The organism is Streptomyces sp. (assembly GCF_035644915.1).
Lineage (GTDB): Bacteria > Actinomycetota > Actinomycetes > Streptomycetales > Streptomycetaceae > Streptomyces.
Window position 1 is genome coordinate 19,069 of the sequence record NZ_DASQNP010000175.1, and the last position, 24,271, is coordinate 43,339.

Genomic DNA, 24,271 nt, shown 5'->3' on the forward strand with positions numbered 1-24,271 from the left:
GGGGGGATGGATTGCCGTTCACACTCAGCCACGCCGCCGCCGTGCTGCCGGTGCTGCGGGCGGACGGGACGGGACGGGGGCCGCTGGTGGCGTCGGCGCTGGTCGCCGGCACGTTCGCCCCGGACACGGCGTACTTCGCCGCCAGCGCGGTTCCCGCCGCCATGGAGCGGGGCGACTTCACCCACTCCGCGGCCGGTGTGCTCACCGTGGACGTGTTGATCGCGGCGGTGCTGGTCGGGGCGTGGCTGCTGCTGCGGGAGCCGCTGTCGGCGCTGCTGCCCGGCGAGTGGCGGGGGAGGGCGTACGCGCTCGTCCGCGGTCGCCCCCGGCGCGGCCGTCCGACCGCCGGGCTCCTGCTGCGGGGCTGGCTCTCGGCGGTGCTGGGCGCGGCGACCCACGTGGTCTGGGACTCCTTCACCCACTGGGACGGCTGGGTGGTGAGGCGGGTGCCGGTGCTGGACGAAGAGGTGCTGGGCAGCCCGCTGTACCACCAGCTCCAGTACGGGAGTTCGGCCCTCGCCCTGGTGGTGATCGCCCTGTTCCTGAGGCGGGCGTGGCGGCGGCTGCCCGACTCCCCGCCCCCGGAGGGGGTGCCCGCGCTGTCCGTCCGCGGGCGGCTGTGGGCGGTGGCGCTGCTGGGCGGCGCGGCCGTGGCGGGTGCCGCGCACCGCTGCGCGCGACGGGCCGCGGCGACGCCGGAGGCCATCCCCCTGGAGGGCTACGTGCCCACCGCACTGTTCGGAGCGGGCGCCGGACTGGCACCGGCGCTGGTGGCGTACGCGCTGGTGGTGTACGCGGTGGCGGCGTGTGCGCGCCGCCGTGCGCGCCGGCCCGTCAGCGGGTGAGCGGGTCGCGGTGGAGCAGCCGTACGCGCCCCTCCAGCATCGCGCCCAGGCCCTCCACCGCGCAGACGGCCGGCTGCTCGGCGACGTGCACCGGCATTCCGGTGGCCTGACGCAGCATCGAGTCCAGGCCCGGCAACTGGGCGCTGCCGCCCACCAGCATGATGCCGCGGTCCGCCAGATCGGCGACCAGGTCGGGCTGGCAGTGGCGCAGCACGCTGCGGATGGCGTCCACCATCGCGGTCAGCGGGGGACGGATGGCGGCGCGCACGCTGTCGGTGTCGACGCACACCGTGCGGAACATCCCGGTGGTCACGTCCCGGCCGTACACCTCGGCCTCGGACTGCTCGGGCGGGGCGACGGACATGGCCAGGTGCAGGGGATGGACGGCCTGGTGGGGGAGCATCAGCTCGTGCTGGTTGCGCAGGTGCTGGACCACGGCCCGGTCGATGATCTCGCCGCCCACCGGCACCGTCTCGGCGGCGACGATCGATCCCAGGGAGAGCACCGCGACGTGGGAGGTGGCCGCGCCGCACATCACGATCATCGTGGCCTCGGGCTCCTCCACGGGCAGCCCGGAGCCGACGGCCGCCGCGATCAGGCTGTCCACCAGCTCGACCCGCCGCGCACCCATCCCGGCGAGCGTCTCCACGGCGGCGCGCCGGACCAGCGGTTCGGCGTCGTGCGGGATGCAGACGGCGGCACGCAGCATCGGCTTGCGCCGCCAGGCCCGGCGCAGCCGGTCCCCGACCAGGGCGCGCAGCATCCGCCGGGCCATGTCGATGTCCACCACGGTCCCGTTGGACACCGGCCGGACGACCCGGATGTGCTCGGGGGTGCGGCCGACCATCCGCTCGGCGGGGGCGCCGACCGCGATCAGGGCTCCGGAGCGGGTGTTGACGGCGACGGCGGACGGCGCGTCCACGATGACGCCGAACCGTTTGAGGTAGACCCGGGTCCTGGCCGCGCCGAGGTCGACGGCTACGGAACAGCGGCGCAGTTGCTCAAGACTGACGGTCACAGCGGCATCTCCCCGTGGTGGCGTGAGCGGGCCGCCCACCCGGCGGCCCCGTCCTCATCGTGGGGGCCCCGCGGCGGTCCCGCGCGCTGGACTGATCCGGACGGGCGAGGACCGCCGCGGGGCGCCGTCCGGGCCGAGTACCGCGTACCGCCGGGAAGGTGACGCGCGGTCAGGCGGCGGGCGCCCCGGCCGCGGCGGCCTCCGCACCGCCCTGCTCGAACCGCGAGTCGAACTGCGTGTCGAACTGGGTGCGGTACAGCTCCCGGTAACGCCCGCCCGCCGCCAGCAGCTCCTCGTGGGTGCCGCGTTCGACGATCCGGCCGTCCTCGACCACCAGGATCAGGTCGGCGGCCCGGACGGTGGACAGGCGGTGGGCGATCACCACGGACGTACGACCGTGCAGCGCCTCGGCCAGCGCCTCCTGCACGGCCGCCTCGGAGGTGGAGTCCAGATGGGCGGTGGCCTCGTCGAGGATCACCACCCGGGGCCGGGCGAGCAGCAGCCGGGCGATGGTCAGCCGCTGGCGCTCGCCGCCGGAGAGGCGGTAGCCGCGCTCGCCGACGACGGTGTCCAGCCCGTCGGGGAGCGCGGCGACCAGCTCGTCCAGCCGGGCGCGGCGCAGCACGTCCCACAGCTCGTCCTCGCTCGCCCCGGGGCGGGCGAACAGCAGGTTGGCGCGGATCGAGTCGTGGAAGAGGTGGCCGTCCTGGGTGACCATGCCCAGCGTGGCGCGGAGGGAGGCGAAGGACAGCTCCCGCACGTCGACGCCGCCGATCCGCACCGTGCCGCCGTCGGGGTCGTACAGCCGCGGCACGAGCTGGGCGATGGTGGACTTGCCCGCGCCGGAGGAGCCGACCAGGGCCACCATCCGCCCCGGTTCGGCGCGGAAGGACACCTCGTGCAGCACCTGTTCGCCGCCGCGGGTGTCGAGGACGGCGACCTCCTCCAGGGAGGCCAGGGAGACCTTCTCGGCGGACGGGTAGGCGAAGTCCACGCGGTCGAACTCCACCCCCACCGGGCCGTCGGGCACCTCGCGGGCGTCCGGCCGCTCCTCGATCAGGGGCCTGAGGTCCAGCACCTCGAAGACGCGCTGGAAGCTGACCAGGGCGCTCATCACCTCCACGCGCGCCCCGGCCAGGGCGGTCAGCGGGGCGTAGAGCCGGGTGAGCAGCAGGGCGAGGGCCACCACCGAGCCGGCGTCCAGGCTCCCGCGCAGCGCGAACCAGCCGCCCAGCCCGTAGACCAGGGCCAGGGCCAGGGCGGAGACCACGGTGAGGGAGGTGAGGAAGACGTGCTGGACCATGGCGGTGCGCACCCCGATGTCGCGGACGCGCCGGGCCCGCACCGCGAACTCCTCCGACTCCTCCGCCGGACGCCCGAACAGCTTGACCAGGGTGGCGCCGGGGGCGGAGAACCGCTCGGTCATCTGGGTGCTCATCGCCGCGTTGTGGGCCGCCGCCTCCCGCGAGAGCCGGGCCAGCCGGGCGCCCATGCGGCGCGCGGGCAGCACGAAGACCGGCAGCAGCACCAGGGCGAGCAGGGTGATCTGCCAGGACAGCCGCACCATGACCGCCAGCGTCAGCAGCAGCGTGACGGTGTTGGCGACCACTCCGGAGAGGGTGTTGCTGAAGGCCCGCTGGGCGCCGATGACGTCGTTGTTCAGCCGGCTGACCAGCGCGCCGGTGCGGGTGCGGGTGAAGAAGGCGACGGGCATCCGCTGGACGTGGTCGAAGACGGCCGTCCGCAGGTCCAGGATCAGCCCCTCGCCGATCCGCGCCGACAGCCACCGGGCCAGCAGCCCGACGGCGGCCTCGGCCACGGCGATGGCCGCGATCAGCCCCGCCAGCCGTCCGACCGTGCCGGCCGCCGCACCGCCCGCCGTGCCCCCGGTGATCGCGTCGACCACCTGGCCCGCGAGGACCGGAGTGGCCACGGCCAGCACCGCCGAGACCGTGCTGAGCAGCAGGAAGAGCGCCAGGGGCGCGCGGTGCGGGCGGGCGAAGCCCGCGATGCGGCGCAGGGTGGCGCGGGAGAAGGGGCGCTGGTCCTCGTCCTGCGGGGCGTGACGGGCCTGGTACAGCGCGTTCCACGCGGCGGCTTCCATGCTCATCGGCGAGCACCTCCGGTTCCGGGTCGTGGTACGGACGCTAGGAGCTCAAGCCGACTTGAGGTCAAGGGCGGACGAGGGCGCGCCGGGCGCCGGGGGATGCCGCCGGGCGGTGCGGAGGGCGATCGTCCGGCCCACGGAACAGGGTTCCGCTACGGGCGGTGTCGGGGGATCATTCGGGGGACCACCCATATCGACGCGGACTGCGAGCGGCCGGAGCCGCCTGACCGACGGCACCGGATTCCCTCCTCTCCGCGCCCACCGAGGGCTTTCTAGGGGGAACATGACTGCCATCGGCGTACCCGGGGAACGGCTCCGCGAGGACCGGCCCCGTCAGACGAGGCGTCGCGGCGACCGGCTCCGTGAGGACCGGCTCTTCGCCGCGCTCGCCAACGGCACCCGGCGCGAGGTGCTGCGGCTGCTCCGCGTGGAGGGACCGCAGCCCGTACAGCGGCTGGCCGACCACTTCGACATGCGGCGTCCGAGCCTCTCGGAGCACCTGAAGGTGCTGCGCGAGGCCGGACTGGTCAGCGAGCGCCGCATGGGACGGGAGCGGCACTACCGGCTGGAGGCCGGGCCGCTCAGCGAGGTGCAGGACTGGCTGAACCCGTACGAGCGGTTCTGGCGGGAGACGCTGGGGGATCTGCGCGATCTCCTCGACGGGGGGAGGGACGACACCGGGGCGTGACACGGTGCGGGCGGCGCGGACGCACCATCCGTGCGCGGCGCCCGCCCGCCGTCTCCGGCGCGTTCGGCCGGCCGTTCCCGGTCGGCCCGTCCGGGGCGGCGCCCCGGTGAAGAAACGATTCCCGACCCGTTGTCATGATGCCGTGACAGCCCGTCTTGCACGTGCATCTTCACGTGCAAGTGCAGGTGAACGGCGTTATGATCCGGGAAAGTTGACCGCTCCAGCCCTGACCGCACCCGACCGCACCGTCCGGGAGAGTCCGATGCCCCACGTGTACAACGGCATGGCAGCCAGGGACCTCCACGGGGTCGTCTGGCAGAAGAGCAGGCACAGCAACTCACAGGGAGCGTGCGTGGAGTTCGCCAAGCTCCCCGGAGGTGACGTGGCCGTACGGAACTCGCGCTATCCGGACGGCCCCGCGCTGGTCTACACCCCCGCCGAGGTCGAGGCGATGCTGCTCGGCGTCAAGGACGGCGAGTTCGACCACCTCATACAGGACTGACGCCCGTACCGCGGCCGGGGTTCAGCCGGAACAGCGCCCAGACGACTTTTCCCGGCAGGCCGTCGTCCATCGGCTGCCAGCCCCAGGCGTCGCTGAAGGACTCCACGAGGAAGAGCCCGCGGCCGGACTCGGCCGCGCAGTCGAAGAGGTCCGCCCCGTCGGCCTCCGCGCCGTCCGCGCAGGTCCTGCCGTCCGCGCCGCCCGCGTCCACCGGCCCGGGATCGCCCAGGGCTGCGTCGGCCAGGGCGGTGAAGTCGGGGGTCCTGGCGACGGGGGCATCCTTGCCGGGATCGCGCACGGCGCACACCAGACGGTTGGACCAGTGCATCAGGTGCAGGCGGACCGGCGGCTCCAGCTCGCCGGGCACGGCGCCGGACAGGCCGTGGCGCAGGGCGTTGGTCACCAGCTCCGAGACCACCAGGGCCACGGTGTCGAAACGGCCGGCCAGTCCCCAGCGCAGCAGGACGGTGCGGGTGAACTCGCGGGCGGTCCTCACCGCCTCGTACCGCGGTGGCAGGGCGCAGGAGGCCGAACCGGAGAGCGCGTCGGGGTCGAACGGCGGAAAGTCATGCCATAACCGGTCGAGCACGGTCGGTCCTTTGGTCCCCATGGCGAGGCACTCCTGGCATTGCGGCGGTCATGGCCCTGGCGGACCCCGTCAGCGGTGGTGCTCCGTTTCGCGTTCCGCTCGTTGCGCTGCTTCGTCGGATCGGGCGGGCGCCCAAGTGCCCTGACGCTGCGTGCACTTGTGCTTTCCCCATGGTTCCCAATGCCCACAGCAGATGCAAGGGCAGATGCACGTGCACGCGAGACTTTCGATCGTGTGTAACCGCGCGGGCACGCAACGAAGCGCATTAGTGGCAGACTGCCTCTGTGCCAGGGGTGGAGAGCTGATCGAAAACAGGAGCATTTCCGGTGAAAAACGGAGTTAACGGGGCGAGCGGATCGAGTGGGTCGATGGTGCGCCGCATCCTGCTCGGTTCCCAGCTGCGGCGGCTCCGCGAGGCCCGCGGAGTCACCCGTGAGGCGGCCGGATATTCCATCCGGGCCTCCGAATCCAAGATCAGCCGTATGGAGTTGGGACGGGTGAGCTTCAAAGCGCGAGACGTAGAAGACCTGCTCACGTTGTACGGCGTCACCAACGAGGCCGAGCGCGAGCCACTCCTGAACCTCGCCCGCGAATCCAGCGTCGCGGGCTGGTGGCACAGTTACAGCGACGTGCTGCCGAACTGGTTCCAGACGTACGTCGGCCTGGAGGGCGCCGCCTCCCACATCGGCGTGTACGAGGTGCAGTTCGTCTCCGGGCTGCTCCAGACCGAGGACTACGCCCGGGCCGTCGTCACCAGCGGCCACCGGACCGGGCTGTCCCAGGAGGAGGTGGACCGCCGGGTCGCCCTGCGCCTGGAGCGGCAGAAGCTGCTGGTGTCCGAGCAGGCGCCGCAGTTCCGCTGCGTCCTGGACGAGGCCGCGCTGCGCCGCCCGTACGGCGGCGGCGAGGTGATGGACGCCCAGCTCCGGCACCTGGCGGAACTCTCCGAACTCCCCCACGTCACGCTGCAGGTGATGCCGTTCGACTCCGGTGGGCACCCGGCCGAGAGCGGCGCGTTCACGCTGCTGCGCTTCCCCGAGTCGGAGCTGTCGGACATCGTGTACCTGGAGCACCTCACCGGCGCCCTCTACGTGGACAAGCCGGATGAGGTCACCCAGTACGAGAACGTGCTCGACCGGCTGCTGGAGGACAGCCTGTCCCCGGCGAAAACCCGGGATCTCTTGCATAAGATCCGACAATCTTACTAGAACGCAAGTAGCATGACGGTCCATCAGCCATTACCCCCCAAGTGACAGGAATGGCATGAGGTACTTCGCGGACCTGGCGTTCCAGTACATCGACGGTCAATGGTGTTCCGGTGACGGCTCCTGGGACGTCATCGACGTCAATCCGTACGACGGGGAGAAACTGGCGTCGATCACCGTGGCCACGGCCGGGCAGATCGACCGGGCCTACCGCGCCGCCGAACGGGCCCAGCCCGCCTGGGCCGCCGCCGGTCCGTCCACCAGGGGAGCGGTCCTCGAACGGGCGGCGGAGCTGCTGGAGGCACGCGCGGAGGAACTGACCGGGGTGCTCGTCGCCGAGCTGGGCGGCACCCGCGTCCGGGCCGCCCTCGAACTGCAACTGGCCGTTGAGTGCCTGCGCGAGGCCGGGCGGCTGGCGCCGCGCGCCGAGGGGCGGATCGTCCCCGCACCGGCGGGCGGCGGGGAGACCCGGGTCCACCGGGAGCCCGTCGGCACCGTCTGCGTGATCTCCTCCTTCACCTGCCCCCTGCTGCTCTCGCTCCGGCCGACCGCCGCCGCCCTCGCGCTGGGCAACGCCGTCGTGCTCAAGCCCCACCACTCCTCTCCCGTCAGCGGCGGCACGCTGGTGGCCGCGCTGCTGGCGGAGGCGGGCCTGCCGCCCGGGCTGCTCAACGTCGTCGTCACCGACATAGCCGAGGTGGGGGACGCGCTGATCGAGCACCCGGTGCCCCGGGTCGTCTCCTTCACCGGCTCGCCCCGGACCGGCAGCCGCGTCGCCGCCGTCGCCGCCGCCCGGCTGAAGCGGACCGTCCTGGAGACGGGCCACGGCGGCGCGCTGGTCGTCCTGGACGACGCCGACGTGGACCTCGCCGTGGACGCCGCGGTCTTCAGCCGCTTCATCGACCAGGGGCAGATGTGCATGGCGCCGAGCCGCATCCTGGTGGACCGCGCCGTGCTGGAGGAGTTCACCGGGAAGTTCACCGCCCGGGCGGCGGAACTGACGGTCGGCGACCCTGCCGACCCCGCCACCCGGATAGGCCCGATGATCACCCCCGGCCTCGCCGAGTCCGCCACCGCGGCCGTCGAGCAGGCGGTGCGGGAGGGCGCCACCGCGCTGCTGCGCGGGGAGACCAGGGGCAGCCTCGTCCCGCCGGCCGTCCTCACCGACATCCCCGAGGGGGCCGCGATCCTCTCCCAGGAGGTGCACGGGCCGGTCGCCCTGGTGCTGCCGTTCGACGGCGAGGAAGAAGCCGTGCGGAAGGCGAACGAGGTGCCGTGCGCGCTCAGCGCCGCGGTGCACACGGCCGACGTGGAGCGCGGCATCCGGCTGGCGCACCGGATCGACGCCGGCATGGTGCACGTCAACGGCGCGACGGTGGAGGGCGCGCCGGTCACCACCCTCGGCGGCGAGCGGCACCCGGGACCGGGCCGGCCGAACGAGGAGGCGGTGCTGGACGCCTTCACCACGCTCGCCTGGGTCACCGTCCGGCACGGGCACGGTCCCTTCCCGCTCTGACGCCCCGGTCGCGTCGTCCGCCCCGGCGAACGGCGTCCCGCGGCAGCCGTGCGGAAAAACCTCCCACCGCGAGCCTTGAGGACAGAACCCGTCCTCAAGGCTGCGTAGCGTCGTTCTCCGGTGGAGGGGCCGGGTGGCGGTCCCGCCGCACGACGGAGGAGACGACATGCCCGTTCCGGTTGCCCCCGAGGCCCGCGGCGACGAGCGCGGAGCGCTGCTCGCCTACCTGGAGGCCCAGCGCGGCGGCATCCGCCGCGCCCTGCACGGCCTCACCGAGGAGCAGGCGCGCAGCAGGCCGAGCGCGAGCGCACTCTCCCTGGCCGGGGTGCTCAAGCACGTCGCGGTGGGAGAGCGCGACTGGCTGCGGACCATGCGCGGCGAGCCCTTCGACTTCCGGGAGCGGATGAAGGTGTGGGAGGACAGCTTCGTCCCGGGCGAGGACGAGACGGTCGAGTCCCTGCTGGCCCTCTACGAGCAGGTGGCCCGCGAGACCGAGGAGACGGTACGGGCGCTGCCCTCGCTCGACGACACCTTCACCACCCCCAAGGTCCCCTGGGACGAGGGCGGCCCGCGCTCCTGGCGGTGGGGCCTGCTCCACCTGATCGAGGAGGCGGCCCGGCACGCCGGGCACGCGGACGTCATCCGCGAGTCGATCGACGGCAAGGGCGCCTTCGACCTGGTCTTCGAGACGGGCGCGCTGCCGGCGCCGGACTGGTCGGCGGTCCGGTGACCTCCCCGTCACCTCCCCCGCCGCCCTCCCCGCCGCCTCCCCCGGCGGACCGCCGCCGCACGTGACCGCGCCCGTCACCGCCCGGCTACGCTGGGCGGCGGCGGGCGCGTGGAGTCCGTCCGCGTGAGGCGGCGGAGGCCGGGAGGGAAGACGATGTCGGCGATCCGGTTGCTGGTGTTGGGAGCGGTCCGCCAGCACGGACGCGCGCACGGCTACCAGATCCGCAACGACCTGGAGTTCTGGGGCGCGCACGAGTGGTCCAACGCCAAGCCGGGCTCGATCTACCACGCGCTCAAGCAGATGGCCAAGCAGGGACTGCTGGTCGCCCACGACACCGCGCCCAGCACGGCCGGCGGCCCGCCGCGCACCGAGTACGAGCTGACGGACGCGGGCGAGGAGGAGTTCCTGAGGCTGCTGCGCTGGGCCCTCACGGCGCACGACGAGAAACCGGACGTGCTCACCGCCGGGATCGGCTTCATCGTGGACCTGCCGCGCCAGGAGGCGATCGCGCTGCTCAAACAGCGCGTGAAGGCCCTGGAGGAGTGGAGCGAGGAGGTCGCCCGCTACTGGACCCCGCAGTCCGCCCCGGAGGAGTGGGGCCACATCGGTGAGATCATGAAGCTGTGGGTGCACACCGCCACCAGCGGAGCGGAGTGGACCCGCGGCCTGATCGAGCGCCTGGAGAACGGCGCGTACGTGATGGCGGGCGAGGGAGAGCGGTCGGTCGAGGTGCTGCCGGACGGCGCGGAGAACCCCTACGCGGAGCGACCGGCCGGGCACGCCGGGAACTGACCGGGCACGGCCGCCCGGCGGTCCGGCGCCGGGCCACCGGGGCTGCGCGGCGGGTGCCGGACGTCCGGACGCTGACGCACACATCACACCCGTTGTGCCCCGCCTCGCCCTCATTTGGGCGAGGCGGCGGCCGTATCCTCGCTGGAGGAACGGACATCACCCGCCACGACGCGGGAAGTGTCCCGGCTGTCGAGGCGGGACGGCTGGAGGCGTGAGGAGCGGACTGCGTGGCCGGGGAGACCCCAAGGAACAGCACCATGACCGACACCGGGCGCCTTGAGGACCGCACGTCCCCGCAGGAGGAGACCCAGACCCGCAGCGCCTTCACCCCGCCCGCGGGCATACCGCTGCCGCCCCCGCCGCCCGAGGACGAGCACCCCACCTCGGAGTTCGCCGTACCCGAGGGCCTGAAGAAGCCCGCGCCCCCCGAGACCGGCGCCGCGTTCACCCCGCCCGAGGGCATCCCGGTGATCACCGGCCTGGTGCGGCCGGGCGCGCCCTGGCAGGACCGGATGCGCACCATGGTGCGGCTGCCGCTGGCCGAGCGGCCCGCGCCCGAACGCCCCCGGCGAGCCGAGGGGGACAACGACACCGGGCCGTCCGCGCCCCGCGTGCTCGACCTGACCCTGCGCATCGGCGAACTGCTGCTCGCGGGCGGCGAGGGCGCCGAGGACGTCGAGGCGGCGATGTTCGGGGTGGCGCACGCCTACGGACTGGACCGCTGCGAGCCCACGGTCACCTTCACACTGCTGTCGATCACCTACCAGCCGTCCCTGGTGGACGACCCCGTCACCCTGAGCCGGACGGTGCGCCGCCGCGGCACCGACTACACCCGGCTGGCGGCCGTCTTCCGGCTGGTGGACGACATCACCGGCGGCGAGGTGTCCCTGGAGGAGGCGTACGGCCGGCTCGCCGAGATCCGCCGCAACCGCCACCCGTACTCCAAGGGCACGCTCACCGTCGCCAGCGGCCTGCTGGCGGGCTCGGCGGCCACCCTGGTCGGCGGCGGCTGGCTGGTCTTCGTCCTGGCGGCGGTCGGCGCGATGCTCGGCGACCGGCTCGCCTGGTTCCTCTCCAAGCGCGAACTGCCGGAGTTCTACCAGTTCGTGGCGGCGGCGGTGCCGCCCGCGGCGATAGGGGTGGCGGTCGCCCTGTCCGCACCGGCCCTCGGCCTGGAGGTCAAGGCGTCCGCGGTCGTCACCGGCGGCCTGTTCACGCTGATCCCCGGACGGGCCCTGGTGGCGGCCGTCCACGACGGGCTCACCGGCTTCTACATCACCGCCTCCGCCCGCCTGCTGGAGGTCGTCTACCTCGTCGTCGGCATCGTCTGCGGCGTGCTGCTCGTGCTCTACGTCGGCGCCGAGCTGGGCGCCCAGTTCAACCCCGACGGACTGGACCCGCGCACCCGGCCGGTCATCCAGCTCCTGTCGGCGATGCTGCTGGTGCTGACCTTCTGCATCCTGCTCCAGCAGGAGCGCTCCACCGTGCTGCTCGCCACGCTCAACGGCGGCGTCGCCTGGCTGGTGTACGGCGCGATGGCCGACGTCGGCCACATCGAACCGGTCGTGGCGACCGCGACGGCGGCCGGCCTGGTGGGCCTGTTCGGGCAGCTCATGTCGCGCTACCAGTTCGCCTCGGCGCTGCCGTACGTCACGGCGGCGATCGGGCCGCTGCTGCCCGGCAGCGCCACGTACTTCGGACTGCTCGGCATCGCGCAGGGCCACCTGGACCGGGGCATCGAGAGCCTGTCTCGGGCCGCGGCCCTGGCCCTGGCCATCGCGATCGGCGTCAACCTCGGCAACGAGCTGGCCCGGCTGTTCATCACGTCCCCGGGCCGGGAGAGCCAGCAGCGGGGCCGCCGCGCGGCGAAGCGCACCCGCGGCTTCTGACGGCCCGCGGCGCGGACCGCCGCCCGGAGACGGACGTGCCCCGGGCGGTCCGTGACCGGCGGCTGCGCGCCGCGCACGGACCGCCCGGGGCACCGGCCCGTCGGCGGTGCGGCTCAGTGGCCGCCGCCCGCCGCCTCCAGGCGCTTGATGGAGGCCTCGACCTCCGCCTCGGCCTCGGCGCGGCCCACCCAGTTGGCGCCCTCGACCGACTTGCCGGGCTCCAGGTCCTTGTAGACCTCGAAGAAGTGCTGGATCTCCAGCCGGTCGAACTCGCTCACGTGGTGGATGTCGCGCAGGTGCTCCATGCGCGGGTCGGACGCCGGCACGCACAGCAGCTTGTCGTCGCCGCCGGCCTCGTCCGTCATGCGGAACATGCCGATCGCGCGGCACTTGATGATGCAGCCCGGGAAGGTCGGCTCCTCCAGCAGGACCAGCGCGTCCAGGGGGTCTCCGTCCTCACCCAGGGTGTTGTCGACGAAGCCGTAGTCGGCCGGGTACACGGTCGAGGTGAACAGGTGACGGTCGAGCCGGATGCGACCGGTCTCGTGGTCCACCTCGTACTTGTTCCGGGACCCCTTCGGGATCTCGATGACGACGTCGAACTCCAAGGGAGACTCCTCCGTATGTTCCAGTCCTCGCCGGGGACCCGGGGGCGCTCCCCCGGAGATCGGCTGTGTGGTGGTTAAGTGTCCCTCACGCAGGTATGTGATCGCGAAAGGGGCTGGTCCGAGGTGCGGGAGACCTGGCAGGTGGCAGTCGGCTCCGCCGCCGTCGGACTGGCGGTCGCGGTGACGGCGGTGGCCGTCACGGGACCGTGGGACTCCGGCCAGCGTACGGCGGAGCGGGCCCGCGCCGCCGCCTGGCACCGCCAGGGTGGCGCGGAGCACACCGGCGGCGCCCCGGGCGGGCCCGCCCCCGCGCCCAGCGCCCCCGCGGTGCTGACCGCGCTCGGCGCCCCGCCGGACGGCGGCCTCGGCGGGGACGGCTCCGCGCCGGGCGACGACGCCGCGCCCGGCTCCGGGTCCGGTTCCGGCAGCGCGCCCGTGCCCACCCGCGCCGCGCTCGCCGACGCCCTGGAACCGCTGCTGGAGGACGGCGCCCTGGGCACGCTCCGCACGGCCTCGGTGGTGGACGTGGCCACCGGACGGCAGCTCTACGCGGTCAGGGCCGGCCGGAACGTGGTCCCCGCCTCCGCCATCAAGGTCGCCACGGCGGTCGCCGCGCTGTCGGCCGCCGGGCCGGACCACCGGATCGCCACCCGGGTGGTGTGGGACGCGGACCGGAAGCGGGCCGTCCTGGTCGGCGGCGGCGACCCGACGCTGACCCGCGCCGAGCTGGGACGGCTGGCCGACGCCACCGCCCGGGCCCTGGAGGAGCGCGGCGCGCAGAAGATCACCCTGGACTACGACGCCTCCCGCTACACCGGGCCCGCCCGCCACCCCATCGGCGTGAACGACAACATCGCGCCGGTCGGCGCGCTGATGCTGAACGCCGGCCGCCTCGACGGGAGCACCCGCGGGCCCGCCCCGCGCTCGGCGGACCCGGCCGGCGAGGCCGCCGCGGCCTTCGCCGACCGGCTGCGCGACCGCGGCATCGACGTCGGGCGGCCCGCGCACGCCCGCAAGGCCCCCGGCGACGCCGAGGAGCTGGCCGTCCACCGCTCGGCGCCGCTGTCGGCGCTGGTCGAGCGGATGCTCACGCACAGCGACAACGACATCGCCGAGGCGCTCGCCCGGCAGACCGCGATCGCGCGCGGCGAGCCCGCGAGCTTCTCCGGCGCCGCCCGCGCGGTGCGGGCGCAGCTCGCCGAGTACGGCGGGAGGCTGCCGCTGAAGGGGGCGCGCTTCGCGGACGGCAGCGGGCTCAGCCGGCGGAACCAGGTCTCCTCCGGACTGCTGACCCGGCTGCTCGTGCTCTCCGCCGACCCCGCCCGGCCCGAGCTGCGGCCCGTCCTGACCGGCCTGCCCGTGGCCCGCTTCAACGGCACGCTCGACAACCGCTACGACGACGCCGCCACCCGCGCCGGCGCGGGCCTGGTCCGCGCCAAGACCGGCACGCTGACCGGGATCAACACCCTGGCGGGCACGGTCGTGGACGCCGACGGCAGGTTCCTGGCGTTCGCCTTCACCGCCTCCGGCACCACCGACCGGCAGGCCGCCCACCGGGCCCTGGACCGCCTCGCCTCGGCCGTCGCCAACTGCGGCTGCCGCTGACCGCGCACCGACCGCGCGCACGCCCCGGGCCAGCGGGGCTTTACGGACCGGCGCCGGCGGGCACTCTTGCCGGGGAGCCCGCCGGGGAGCCCGGTCCGTCCCGCGGTCCGCTCCCGTTCGACGGCGTCGGCACGTACCGTGAAGTCATGACGAGCCTCGGTGGTGTGGAGATGGTCGACTGGAACCTCGCGGTGGCGACCGCGACCCGGCTCGTGCGGCCGGGGCCCGAAGTGAGCCGGGAGGAGGCGCGCGAGGCCGTCGCGGAGCTGCGGCGGCACGCCGGATCGTCCGAGGAGCACGTCCGCGCCTTCACGCGGATGGCACCGGCCGACGGCTCCGACACCCCCGTCCTCGTCGTGGACCGGCCCGGATGGATCCGGGCCAACGTGGCCGGGTTCCGCGAACTGCTGTCGCCCCTGCTGAACAAGATGCAGGCCCGGCGCGGCGGCGGCCCCGGCGGTGCGGTGCTCGGCGTGGTCGGCGGCAAGGTGACCGGCGTCGAGGTCGGGATGCTGCTGTCGTTCATGGCCTCACGCGTCCTGGGCCAGTACGAGACCTTCGCCCCGCCCGCCCCCGACCTGCCGGGCACGCCGGGCGAGGGCGGCGGCCGGCTGCTGCTGGTCGCGCCGAACATCGTGCACGTGGAGCGCGAGCTGGACGTCGACCCGCACGACTTCCGGCTGTGGGTGTGCCTGCACGAGGAGACGCACCGCACCCAGTTCTCCGCCGTGCCGTGGCTGCGCGACCACATCGAGGGGGAGATCCAGTCCTTCCTGGGGGAGACGGACATAGACCCCTCCACGCTGCTGGAGCGGCTGCGCGAGGCCGTCCAGTCGCTGGCCGGGGGCAGCCGGCCCTGGAGCGACGACGAGACGGGCGAGGGCGGGCGCAGCTTCGTCGAACTGGTGCAGACCCCCGCCCAGCGCGAGGTCCTCGGCCGGCTCACGGCCGTGATGTCGCTGCTGGAGGGGCACGCGGACTACGTGATGGACGGCGTCGGCCCCGAGGTGGTGCCGACCGTCGCCGAGATCCGCGAGAAGTTCCAGAAGCGCCGTGCCGCCGGGGCCGGCCGCCTCGACCAGGCCCTGCGCAAGCTGCTGGGGCTCGACGCCAAGCTGCGCCAGTACCGCGACGGCGAGCGGTTCGTCCGCGCGGTCGTGGACGAGGTCGGGATGGACGGCTTCAACCGCGTGTGGACCTCTCCCAACACGCTGCCCACCAAGGCGGAGATCGCCAAGCCGGCGGACTGGATCGCGAGGGTGCACCGGAAAGCGGACTGATGACCACCGAACGCCCGCACAATCACTCTTCCGAGGGACCGTGAGCGACGGGTGCGCGTGCGATGCTCAGGGATACAGCTCTTCTCTGTCACCATTGGCGCACTCAGCGTAGTCATCGACCCCCCTTGAGGAAGTGAACGGACATGGGTCCCCACCCCGCGGTCGCGGCGATACGCCTGGCGGTCCGCCGCACACTCCAGGACGTTCTCCGCGACGCCCACGACGTCTCCTCCGGCGAGCACGCCCCCTCCCGCCCCGGACGGCCCCCGCTGGTGCTCGTCGCCTGCTCCGGCGGCGCCGACTCGATGGCGCTCGCCTCCGCCCTCGCCTTCGAAGCCCCCCGCCTCGGCCTGCGGGCCGGCGGCGTCACCGTCGACCACGGCCTGCAGCCCGGCTCCGGCGACCGGGCCCGCGAGGTCGTCTCCCGCCTCGCCGCCCTCTCCCTCGAACCGGCCGAGGCCGTCACCGTGACCGTCGGCCGCGACGGCGGCCCCGAGGCGGCCGCCCGCGCCGCCCGCTACGCCGCCCTCGACGAGGTCGCCGAGCGCCACGGCGCCGCCGCGGTCCTCCTCGGCCACACCCGCGACGACCAGGCCGAGACGGTGCTGCTCGGCCTCGCCCGCGGCTCCGGCACCCGCTCGCTGTCCGGGATGGCCGCCGTCTCCGGCTCGCCGACCGGCCGCCCGGGCGCCCGGCACCGCTACCGGCGGCCGTTCCTCACCGTGGACCGGCAGACCACCCGCAAGGCGTGCATGGTCCAGTCGCTGCCCGTCTGGGACGACCCGCACAACGCCGACCCCGCCTTCACCCGCTCCCGGGTCCGCCACGACGCCCTGCCCGCCCTGGAGAAGGCCCTCGGCAAGGGCGTGGTCGAGGCCCTGGCCCGCACCGCCCAGCTCTCGCGCGACGACGCCGACGCGCTCGACGCCTGGGCGCGCGACGCCGAGCGTTCGGCCCGTACGGCCCTCCCGGCGACGGACGCCGCGCATGTCGCGAACGTCACAGCGGGCGGCCCGGGCGGGGCCGGGGAGAGCGACGGCGCCGCCGCGCTCGACGTCGCCCGGCTGCGCGTCCTGCCGCCCGCCGTCCGCCGCCGGGTGCTGCGCCGGGCGGCGGTCGCGGCCGGCGCCCCGGCGGGCTCGCTGTTCGCCCGCCACATCGAGGAGATCGACCGGCTGGTCACCGACTGGCACGGCCAGCGGCCCATCAACCTGCCCGGCCGGGTGGCCGCCCGGCGGCAGGGTGGCACACTGGTCATCCGGCAAGTGTGAACCACGACCGAGAGCAGCAGGGTGGACGACAAGGACATGGGCGCCGACCTCAAGTCGGTGCTCATCACCAAGGAAGAGATCGACGCGAAGCTGGCCGAGCTGGCCGCGGACATCGACAAGGAGTACGCCGGCAAGGAACTGCTCCTGGTCGGCGTCCTCAAGGGCGCGGTGATGGTCATGGCGGACCTCGCCCGGGCCCTGTCCTCGCCGGTCACCATGGACTGGATGGCGGTGTCGTCGTACGGCGCGGGCACCCAGTCCTCCGGGGTGGTCCGCATCCTCAAGGACCTGGACACCGACATCCAGGGGCGGCACGTCCTGATCGTCGAGGACATCATCGACTCCGGCCTGACGCTGTCGTGGCTGCTGTCCAACCTGGGCTCCCGCGGGCCCGCCTCGCTGAACGTCTGCACCCTGCTGCGCAAGCCGGACGCGGCGAAGGTCGCGATCGACGTGAAGTGGGTCGGCTTCGACATCCCCAACGAGTTCGTCGTCGGCTACGGCCTGGACTACGCGGAGAAGTACCGCAACCTCCCGTTCGTGGGGACGCTGGCGCCGCACGTCTACGGCGGCTGAGGAGGCCGGGAGCGGAGCCTCACGGCCGGAAGGCCGCCCGGGAGGCCCCCGGGAACCCCGGAGGAGCCCCCGGCGTTGGAACGGACGGGGCGGGGAATGTTTACCGTCCCGGCTTCGCCGTACGACAGTGCTTCGGGCGACAATGCTGGGGTACCGTCCGAAGGTCGGTCTGTTGAGGCAGTCTGTTCGTAGGCCGAGCAAGCCGAGCAATACACCGTACGCACAGCGGCCTTTCCGAGGTTGCGGTGCCTCACTGTGGCAGGAGGGACGGGGCGCGCGCGCCCCGTGTGGATGGACGTGAAGCGCTACTTCCGTGGTCCCGTCATGTGGATCGTGCTGGCTGCCCTCGCCGTGGTCGTGTTGATGAACGTCGTCGGCTCGTCCGGCGGCTACAAGACGGTGGACACCGGCCAGGTCGTACAGGCGATCAACGACAACAAGGTCAAGTCCGCCGAGCTGACGACCGGCGACGAGCAGACCGTCAAGGTCGAGCTCAAGGACGGCGCCAAGATCGAGGGCAGTGACAAGATCAAGGCGAGCTACATCGACGACCAGGGCGTCGATCTGGCCAAGCAACTGCAGTCCAAGTACCAGGACGGGCAGATCAAGGACGGCTACACCGTCTCGCCGCAGAAGCAGAACCCGTTCGTCGGGATGCTGCTCTCCCTGCTGCCGTTCGTGCTGATCGTGATCGTCTTCCTGTTCCTGATGAACCAGATGCAGGGCGGCGGCTCCCGGGTGATGAACTTCGGGAAGTCGAAGGCGAAGCTGATCACCAAGGACACCCCGAAGACGACCTTCTCCGACGTGGCGGGTGCGGACGAGGCGGTGGAGGAGCTCCAGGAGATCAAGGAGTTCCTCCAGGAGCCCGCCAAGTTCCAGGCCGTCGGGGCGAAGATCCCCAAGGGCGTGCTGCTGTACGGCCCGCCCGGCACCGGCAAGACGCTGCTCGCGCGCGCCGTCGCGGGCGAGGCGGGGGTGCCGTTCTACTCGATCTCCGGCTCCGACTTCGTCGAGATGTTCGTCGGTGTCGGCGCCTCCCGGGTCCGCGACCTGTTCGAGCAGGCCAAGGCGAACGCCCCGGCGATCGTCTTCGTCGACGAGATCGACGCCGTCGGACGCCACCGCGGCGCCGGCATGGGCGGCGGCCACGACGAGCGCGAGCAGACGCTGAACCAGCTACTGGTCGAGATGGACGGCTTCGACGTCAAGGGCGGGGTCATCCTGATCGCCGCCACCAACCGGCCGGACATCCTCGACCCGGCGCTGCTGCGCCCGGGCCGCTTCGACCGGCAGATCGCGGTGGACCGCCCCGACATGCAGGGCCGTCTGGAGATCCTCAAGGTGCACGCCAAGGGCAAGCCGATGGCGCCCGACGTGGACCTGAGCGCGGTGGCCCGCCGCACCCCCGGCTTCACCGGCGCGGACCTGTCCAACGTGCTCAACGAGGCCGCGCTGCTCACCGCGCGCAGCGACAAGAAGCTGATCGACAACAAGTTCCTGGACGAGGCGATCGACCGCGTCGTGGCCGGACCGCAGAAGCGGACCCGGATCATGAGCGACAAGGAGAAGAAGATCACCGCGTACCACGAGGGCGGTCACGCCCTGGTCGCGGCGGCCCTGCCGAACTCCGACCCCGTCCACAAGATCACGATCCTGTCGCGCGGCAGGGCGCTCGGCTACACGATGGTGCTGCCGGACGAGGACAAGTACTCCACGACGCGCAACGAGATGCTCGACCAGCTCGCGTACATGCTGGGCGGGCGCGCGGCCGAGGAGCTGGTCTTCCACGACCCGACGACGGGTGCCGCCAACGACATCGAGAAGGCGACCGCCACGGCCCGTGCCATGGTCACGCAGTACGGCATGACCGAGCGGCTGGGCGCGATCAAGTTCGGCTCCGACCACTCCGAGCCCTTCCTGGGCAAGGAGATGGGCCACCAGCGCGACTACTCCGAGGAGGTCGCCGGGCTGGTGGACGAGGAGGTCAAGAAGCTGATCGAGGCCGCGCACAACGAGGCGTGGGAGATCCTCGTCGAGAACCGGGACGTCCTGGACAACCTGGTGCTGGCCCTGCTGGAGAAGGAGACCCTCGGCAAGGAGGAGATCGCCGAGATCTTCCGCCCGGTCGTCAAGCGTCCTCCGCGCCCGGCCTGGACGGGCTCCTCGCGCCGGACGCCCTCGACCCGGCCGCCGGTCTCCACCCCCAAGGAGCTGGCCCTGGCCAACGGCAACGGCTCCTCGTCCGGACACGAGAAGGGCAAGGAGATCGGCCCGACCGAGACGGTGACCTCCCAGGAGACCCGCCTGTCGGACGAGCCCCGCACGGACGGCTGACGCCGCCCGCGACGGCCCCCGGAATGCCCGCCGCGCCCCTCCGGTTTACTACCGGAGGGGCGCGGCTCGTTGCTGCACATGTTCGAGAATCGAGGAATGCATGATCGACCCGGTGACGCTGGACGGTGAGGGGCCCGTCGGCGAGTTCGACGAGAAGCGAGCCGAGAACGCCATACGGGAACTGCTCATCGCGGTCGGCGAGGACCCCGACCGCGAGGGGCTGCGCGAGACCCCGGCCCGGGTGGCGCGGGCGTACAGGGAGATATTCGCGGGGCTGCGGCAGCGGCCGGAGGACGTCCTGACCACCACCTTCGACCTCGGTCACGACGAGATGGTGCTGGTGAAGGACATCGAGCTGCTGTCCTCCTGCGAGCACCACCTGCTGCCCTTCCACGGGGTGGCGCACGTCGGCTACATCCCGGCCGAGTCGGGGAAGATCACCGGCCTGTCGAAGCTCGCCCGGTTGGTGGAGGTCTACGCCCGCCGTCCCCAGGTCCAGGAGCGGCTGACGACCCAGATCGCCGACTCGCTGATGAGAATCCTCGAAGCGCGCGGCGTGATCGTCGTGATCGAGTGCGAGCACATGTGCATGACGCTCCGCGGCGTCCGCAAGCCCGGCGCCAAGACCATCACCTCCGCCGTCCGCGGTCAGCTCCGCGACGCCACCACCCGCGCCGAGGCGATGAGCCTGATCATGGCCCGCTGAGGCGCGCCGGGGCCCGGCACGGCTCGCCGGGGACCGCCGTTCGCCCGGTCCGCCGGGAGTTGCCGCGCGGGGAGCGCCTACGCTGGACCACATGACTAGCTTGCGCGCCCTCCGGGGAGAAGTGGCCGGACTGCCGCCGTGGGACCGGTGTGCGGTCATGGGCGTGGTGAACGTCACGCCGGACTCCTTCTCCGACGGCGGTCTGTGGTTCGACACCGAGGCCGCGATCAAGCACGGTCTGGACCTGGTCGCCGAGGGCGCCGACCTGATCGACGTGGGCGGCGAGTCCACCCGGCCCGGCGCCACCCGCGTCGACGAGGCCGAGGAGCTGCGCCGGGTGATCCCGGTCGTGCGGGGCCTGGCCCAGGAGGGCGTGGTGGTCAGCGTGGACACCATGCGGGCCTCCGTGGCCGAACGGGCGGTGGCGGCCGGCGCCCGGATGGTCAACGACGTCAGCGGCGGGCGCGCGGACGCGCGCATGGTGCCGGTGGTGGCCGACGCCCAGGTGCCCTACGTGGTGATGCACTGGCGCGGCCAGAGCATCGACATGAACGACCGGGCCGTCTACACCGACACCGTCACCGAGGTGATCGGCGAACTGCGCGTCAGCCTGGAGCGGGCGGTGGCGGGCGGGATCGCGCCGGAGCGGATCGTCGTCGACCCCGGACTGGGCTTCGCCAAGATGGCCGAGCACGACCTGGCACTGGTGGGCGCCACGGCCCGGCTGGGCCGGGAACTGGGCCGCCCGGTGCTGGTGGCGGCCTCGCGGAAGCGCTTCCTCGGCCGCGTACTGGCCGACAGGAGCGGCACCGTACCGCCCGCCCGGGAGCGGGACGCGGCCACGGCCGCGGTCTCGGCGCTCGTGGCGCGCGAGGGCGCCTGGGCGGTGCGGGTGCACGAGGTGCGCGCGAGCGCGGACGCGGTGCGGGTGGCGCGGGCCCTGGAGGGCGCGGGTTCCCCGGACACCGGGTCCGCCGGCTCCGCCGACCGCGCGGAGGGGGCCCGGTGAGCGGAGAGGCCCGTACGGACGTCGAGGCCGTCGAGGCGGCGAACACCGCGCTGTACGAGGCGGTGGAACGCGGTGACCTCGACGCCCTGGCCGAGCACTGGCTGCACGACGACGTCAGCGTCGTCCACCCCGGCTGGCCGGTGCTCACCGGACGCGAGGAAGTGCTGCGCTCGTACGCGCTGATCATGGCGAACACCGAGTACGTCCAGTTCTTCCTCACCGACGTCGAGATCTCGGTGATGGGCGACACCGCCGTGGTGACCTGCACCGAGAACATCCTCAGCGGCGGCCCCGCCGAGGCGGACGGCTCCGCGGGACCGCTGATCGGCGGCCTGGTCGTCGCCACGAACGTCTTCCGCAGGACGGAGGACGGCCGGTGGAGGATCTGGGCGCACCACGGCTCCCCGGTGCTCGTCGAGGAGGACGACGAGGACGAGGGCGTGGACGGCTTCGACAGCGGCGTCGACGGCCCGGACGGCATCGACGGAGAGGGCGGGACCATCCTCTGAGGGCCGGTCTGAGAGAGTGGCTCCCGGCTCCCGGCCGGCGCCGGGAGCCGGCACCGGGCGTCCGGCCGGGTCACCCACCGGAGCGGTGGAGCCGGAACGGGTGCGTGAACACCCGCGCCGTCGGGTAAGCGGCGCGGAGCGTGCGCCCGGTGCGCCGCGTGTCCGTACGACCGCTGTCCGACCGACGGGAGGGAATGCGCGTGGACCGTGTCGCGCTGCGCGGGCTCAGGGTCCGCGGGCATCACGGGGTGTTCGAGCGGGAACGGGAGCAGGGACAGACCTTCGTGGTGGATCTGGTGCTGGGCCTGGACACCCGACCCGCCGCGGCCGACGACGACCTCGCCAAGACCGTCCACTACGGCATCGTGGCGGAGGAGGTCGCCGCGGTCGTCGCGGGCGAACCGGTCGACCTGATCGAGACCCTCGCCCAGCGGATCGCCGACCAGTGCCTGACGCACGAGGTGGTGCGGGAGGTCGAGGTCGTCGTCCACAAGCCGGAAGCCCCGATCACCGTCCCGTTCGACGATGTGACCATCACCATCAAGCGGAGCCGCGCATGACGCCGAACAGCGACCCGACCGTACAGCCGGTACCCGCCTCCGTGGTGCGCCAGGTCGACGCCGCCGACACGACCCTGCACAACCCCCGGCTCGCCGTCCTGTCCATCGGCAGCAACCTGGGCAACCGCCGGGAGATGCTCCAGGACGCGGTCGACGCGCTGGAGGAGACCCCCGGAGTGCGGGTCAAGGCGGTCTCGCCGGTGTACGAGACCGAGCCGTGGGGAGTGGAGCCGGACAGCCAGCCCTCGTACCTCAACGCCGTGGTCCTGGTGAAGACCACCCTGCCGCCCGGCTCGCTGCTGGAGCGCGGCCACGCCATCGAGGAGGCCTTCGCGCGGCGGCGCGACGAGCGCTGGGGGCCGCGGACGATCGACGTGGACATCGTGGCGTACCAGGACGTCGTCTCCGACGACCCGGCGCTGACGCTGCCCCACCCGCGCTGCCACGAGCGCGCCTTCGTCCTGGCGCCGTGGCACGATGTGGACCCGGACGCCGAGGTTCCGGGGCACGGCCCGGTGGCGGAGCTGCTCGACGCCGTCGGCCGGGAGGGCGTGGTGCGCCGGGAAGACCTGGAACTGCGACTGCCCGAGTGACCGCGGCGGTGTCCGGCCGGCCCGGCGAGCCGGGGAGCCGCCCGGACACCGCCCGGCCCGGACACTGCTCGAACTGATGGTGCCCAAGTGACGTGGGGAGCCCCGTGAGGGAACTACGTATCAGGACGCTGACCGGCCTCTTCGCCCTCGCGCTGGTGCTGTCCTGGGCAGGTGCCCGGATGTGGGACGCGCTGGGCACGCTGCCCGCCGTACCCGTCGCGGCCCCGATCGTGCTCGCGCTGATCGCCGCCGTGCTGACCGCCACCGCCCTGTCGATCCGCTCCCGGCTGCGCGCCCAGCGCGAGCGGCGGCCCGGCGCGAAGGGCGTGGAGCCGATCATGGCGGCCCGCGCCGTCGTCTTCGCCCAGGCCAGCGCACTGGTGGCCGCGCTGGCCGCCGGCGCGTACGGCGGCACCGGGAGCTACCTGCTCTTCGGGGCCATGGACGTGCCCGCCCGCCGCGACCAGGCGGTCTACGCCGGCCTGTCGGTGCTGGCGGGCGCCGCGGTGGTCGCGGCGGCCGTCTTCCTGCAGAAGGTGTGCAGGCTGCCGGAGGACGACGACAACAACAACCCGCCGGCGGCGGCCGCCGCCTGAGGCGCGCGGCGGGCGCGCGGGGCGCGCACGGCACGTACGGCGCGGCCCGCCGTCGGGTGCCGCCTGCCGGCCCGGACGGGCCCGCCGCTATCGTCGCCGCCATGGAGGAGATCCCGCAGCCGCCGGACCTGAAGGCCGATGTCCACCCCAGCCGCCGCTACCAGGAACGCCTGTTGCGGGACCCCGGGGACCGCGAGGCCTGGCAGGGCCTGCGCCAGTCCTACGACCGGATGGCCGAGGACTGGCGGGAGTGGACCGAGGACCAGTACGGATACGACCTCGCCGTGCGCGAGGGGCTGCGGCGCGCCCGGCCCGCCGAGTGGGCCGTGGAGATCTGCTGCGGCACCGGCGAGGCGACGGCCGCGGTCGCGGCGGCCGTGCCGGCGGTGGTCGCCTGCGACCTGAGCCTGGAGATGCTGCGGCGCCGCGTGGACGTGCCCGGGGTGCGCTGGCTGGCGGCCGACGTGCGGTCACTACCCCTGGGAACGGGACGGGTTCCCTTGGTAGTGTCGCTCAACGGGGTGTTCCACCCCGCCGAGATCGTGCGGGTGATCAGGCCCGGGGGGCAGCTCCTGTGGTGCACCTCGTTCCGCTCCGGGACGCCGCTGTACGTCCCGCCGGAGCGGATGCACCGGCTGCTCGGCGAGGGGTGGACGGCCGAGGGCGGTCACGCCGGGCACGGTGAGTGGACGCTGTTCACCGCTCCGGGGGCCTGAGCGTCCGGCGGCCCGGGCGGCGGT

General features: G+C 73.4%; 24 protein-coding genes. 20 read left to right on the plus strand and 4 right to left on the minus strand.

What is annotated here, in order from left to right; all coding sequences use genetic code 11:
- The first annotated feature begins 11 nt into the window (after positions 1–11).
- Positions 12–845 (plus strand): DUF4184 family protein, encoded by an 834-nt coding sequence (locus VE546_RS19345; protein WP_324924017.1) that lies wholly within the window; start codon positions 12–14, stop codon positions 843–845.
- Here VE546_RS19345 and VE546_RS19350 read toward each other — a convergent pair.
- Together VE546_RS19350 and VE546_RS19355 are read right to left on the minus strand one after the other, a co-directional pair.
- Entirely contained in the window at positions 835–1,863 is a 1,029-nt protein-coding gene (locus tag VE546_RS19350) for a rod shape-determining protein (RefSeq protein ID WP_324924019.1), read from the minus strand. The genes VE546_RS19345 and VE546_RS19350 overlap by 11 nt on opposite strands.
- Before the next feature lie 169 nt (positions 1,864–2,032).
- On the minus strand, positions 2,033–3,973 hold the full coding sequence (locus VE546_RS19355; protein WP_324924020.1) for an ABC transporter ATP-binding protein: 1,941 nt from the start codon (positions 3,971–3,973) through the stop codon (positions 2,033–2,035).
- Between the two features lie 280 nt (positions 3,974–4,253).
- Here VE546_RS19355 and VE546_RS19360 point away from each other — a divergent pair, with 280 nt between their 5' ends.
- Both VE546_RS19360 and VE546_RS19365 read left to right on the plus strand, forming a co-directional pair.
- On the plus strand, positions 4,254–4,658 hold the full coding sequence (locus VE546_RS19360) for a metalloregulator ArsR/SmtB family transcription factor (protein WP_324924022.1): 405 nt from the start codon (positions 4,254–4,256) through the stop codon (positions 4,656–4,658).
- A 262-nt stretch (positions 4,659–4,920) separates the two neighbouring features.
- Positions 4,921–5,160 carry a DUF397 domain-containing protein gene (locus VE546_RS19365; RefSeq protein ID WP_324924077.1) on the plus strand — a complete coding sequence of 80 codons (240 nt, stop codon included), beginning with the start codon at positions 4,921–4,923 and terminating at the stop codon, positions 5,158–5,160.
- On the opposite strand, the gene VE546_RS19370 is transcribed toward VE546_RS19365, so the two are convergent.
- Complete coding sequence (locus tag VE546_RS19370) at positions 5,147–5,770, minus strand: ATP-binding protein (RefSeq protein WP_324924023.1); 624 nt, start codon at positions 5,768–5,770, stop codon at positions 5,147–5,149. The two genes, VE546_RS19365 and VE546_RS19370, sit on opposite strands and share 14 nt — an antisense overlap.
- Positions 5,771–6,117: 347 nt before the next feature.
- On the opposite strand from VE546_RS19370, the gene VE546_RS19375 reads away from it, so the two are divergent.
- The 5 genes from VE546_RS19375 to VE546_RS19395 all read left to right on the plus strand — a co-directional run bounded on the left by VE546_RS19375 (position 6,118) and on the right by VE546_RS19395 (position 11,881).
- The gene (locus tag VE546_RS19375; protein ID WP_324924025.1) at positions 6,118–6,957 is read left to right on the plus strand and encodes a helix-turn-helix transcriptional regulator; all 840 of its coding nucleotides are present in this window, start codon (positions 6,118–6,120) and stop codon (positions 6,955–6,957) included.
- 55 nt (positions 6,958–7,012) lie between these two features.
- The gene (locus VE546_RS19380; protein ID WP_324924027.1) at positions 7,013–8,470 is read left to right on the plus strand and encodes an aldehyde dehydrogenase family protein; all 1,458 of its coding nucleotides are present in this window, start codon (positions 7,013–7,015) and stop codon (positions 8,468–8,470) included.
- Between the two features lie 166 nt (positions 8,471–8,636).
- The gene (locus VE546_RS19385; protein WP_324924028.1) at positions 8,637–9,200 is read left to right on the plus strand and encodes a DinB family protein; all 564 of its coding nucleotides are present in this window, start codon (positions 8,637–8,639) and stop codon (positions 9,198–9,200) included.
- 153 nt (positions 9,201–9,353) lie between these two features.
- Positions 9,354–9,992, plus strand: a complete 639-nt coding sequence (locus tag VE546_RS19390; RefSeq protein ID WP_324924030.1) for a PadR family transcriptional regulator — start codon at positions 9,354–9,356, stop codon at positions 9,990–9,992.
- Between the two features lie 257 nt (positions 9,993–10,249).
- Positions 10,250–11,881, plus strand: a complete 1,632-nt coding sequence (locus VE546_RS19395) for a threonine/serine ThrE exporter family protein (protein ID WP_324924032.1) — start codon at positions 10,250–10,252, stop codon at positions 11,879–11,881.
- A 113-nt stretch (positions 11,882–11,994) separates the two neighbouring features.
- Here VE546_RS19395 and VE546_RS19400 read toward each other — a convergent pair whose 3' ends face one another.
- Positions 11,995–12,489, minus strand: coding sequence for an inorganic diphosphatase (locus VE546_RS19400; protein ID WP_324924034.1), 495 nt, complete (start codon positions 12,487–12,489; stop codon positions 11,995–11,997).
- Positions 12,490–12,630: 141 nt separating this feature from the next.
- On the opposite strand from VE546_RS19400, the gene dacB reads away from it, so the two are divergent.
- The 12 genes from dacB (at position 12,631) to VE546_RS19460 (ending at position 24,247) form a co-directional block, all read left to right on the plus strand.
- On the plus strand, positions 12,631–14,094 hold the full coding sequence (gene dacB, locus VE546_RS19405; protein WP_324924036.1) for a D-alanyl-D-alanine carboxypeptidase/D-alanyl-D-alanine endopeptidase: 1,464 nt from the start codon (positions 12,631–12,633) through the stop codon (positions 14,092–14,094).
- Positions 14,095–14,240: 146 nt separating this feature from the next.
- A complete protein-coding gene (locus VE546_RS19410) occupies positions 14,241–15,374 on the plus strand; it encodes a zinc-dependent metalloprotease (RefSeq protein ID WP_324924038.1) in 1,134 nt (377 codons plus the stop codon).
- 143 nt (positions 15,375–15,517) lie between these two features.
- Positions 15,518–16,645, plus strand: coding sequence for a tRNA lysidine(34) synthetase TilS (tilS, locus tag VE546_RS19415; RefSeq protein WP_324924040.1), 1,128 nt, complete (start codon positions 15,518–15,520; stop codon positions 16,643–16,645).
- A gap of 36 nt (positions 16,646–16,681) precedes the next feature.
- Complete coding sequence (gene hpt / locus VE546_RS19420; protein ID WP_324924079.1) at positions 16,682–17,221, plus strand: hypoxanthine phosphoribosyltransferase; 540 nt, start codon at positions 16,682–16,684, stop codon at positions 17,219–17,221.
- A 291-nt stretch (positions 17,222–17,512) separates the two neighbouring features.
- Entirely contained in the window at positions 17,513–19,558 is a 2,046-nt protein-coding gene (ftsH, locus tag VE546_RS19425; protein WP_324924042.1) for an ATP-dependent zinc metalloprotease FtsH, read from the plus strand.
- A gap of 100 nt (positions 19,559–19,658) precedes the next feature.
- Positions 19,659–20,264: a GTP cyclohydrolase I FolE gene (gene folE / locus VE546_RS19430; RefSeq protein WP_324924044.1), complete on the plus strand. Its 606-nt coding sequence runs from the start codon at positions 19,659–19,661 to the stop codon at positions 20,262–20,264.
- A 91-nt stretch (positions 20,265–20,355) separates the two neighbouring features.
- Entirely contained in the window at positions 20,356–21,273 is a 918-nt protein-coding gene (gene folP / locus VE546_RS19435; protein ID WP_324924046.1) for a dihydropteroate synthase, read from the plus strand.
- Entirely contained in the window at positions 21,270–21,782 is a 513-nt protein-coding gene (locus VE546_RS19440) for a nuclear transport factor 2 family protein (protein WP_324924048.1), read from the plus strand. Before folP ends, VE546_RS19440 begins: the two co-directional genes overlap by 4 nt.
- A gap of 200 nt (positions 21,783–21,982) precedes the next feature.
- Positions 21,983–22,342 (plus strand): dihydroneopterin aldolase, encoded by a 360-nt coding sequence (gene folB / locus VE546_RS19445; protein ID WP_324924049.1) that lies wholly within the window; start codon positions 21,983–21,985, stop codon positions 22,340–22,342.
- Positions 22,339–22,935 (plus strand): 2-amino-4-hydroxy-6-hydroxymethyldihydropteridine diphosphokinase, encoded by a 597-nt coding sequence (gene folK, locus VE546_RS19450; protein ID WP_324924051.1) that lies wholly within the window; start codon positions 22,339–22,341, stop codon positions 22,933–22,935. The genes folB and folK overlap by 4 nt, the downstream gene beginning before the upstream one ends.
- Positions 22,936–23,039: 104 nt before the next feature.
- Positions 23,040–23,531, plus strand: a complete 492-nt coding sequence (locus tag VE546_RS19455; protein WP_324924053.1) for a DUF3180 domain-containing protein — start codon at positions 23,040–23,042, stop codon at positions 23,529–23,531.
- Between the two features lie 101 nt (positions 23,532–23,632).
- Positions 23,633–24,247: a class I SAM-dependent methyltransferase gene (locus VE546_RS19460; protein WP_324924055.1), complete on the plus strand. Its 615-nt coding sequence runs from the start codon at positions 23,633–23,635 to the stop codon at positions 24,245–24,247.
- Positions 24,248–24,271 lie beyond the last annotated feature (24 nt).